This window comes from Clostridium sp. ATCC 25772 (genome assembly GCF_001573875.1).
Taxonomy (GTDB): domain Bacteria; phylum Bacillota; class Clostridia; order Clostridiales; family Clostridiaceae; genus Clostridium_J; species Clostridium_J senegalense.
In genome coordinates, this window is record NZ_LFRG01000182.1 from 1 (window position 1) to 585 (window position 585).

The window sequence follows — 585 nt, forward strand, 5'->3', positions numbered from 1 at the left end:
GTATACTTATAAATCATAGTTTTTAATAAAATGCATAGCTCGGAAATTACATTTATCATCAGTTTAGAATTAAATGTAATTTCCAATAAAAGAAGCAGTTTTAAGATTAATTTTTTACATTTTTAATCATTTATTTTCAAATATAACTTTTTCTTCAACAACTTTAGCTACTATATTATCTCCTTTTTTTATATCTTCACTCAATATCATATCCGCTAATACATCTTCTATTTCTTTTTGAATAGCCCTTTTTAAAGGTCTAGCTCCATATTCTAAGTCTATTCCATATTTAGATATAAGATTTAAAACATCATCTGAAATTTCTAAGCTAATATTAAGTTGATTTAATCTGCTTATTAAATTACTAAGCATTATTTTAGAAATTTCATGTAAATTATCTATATTTAATTTATGGAAAACCACTATATCATCAATCCTATTTATAAATTCTGGTTTAAATCTATTCTTAACTTCTGATAAAATTTTTTCTTTCATAGCTTTATAATTTTCATCAATTACATTTTTATTTTCAGAAGCTGAAAAACCAATTATTTGTTGTTTATTTATACTTTTTGCACCTATATT

Annotated in this window: 1 pseudogene; it reads right to left on the reverse strand. The window is 21.7% G+C overall.

Annotated features, from left to right (window positions below):
- Positions 1 to 126: 126 nt before the first annotated feature.
- A pseudogene (locus AZI32_RS17480) lies at positions 127 to 585 on the reverse strand (AAA family ATPase); the annotation flags it as partial.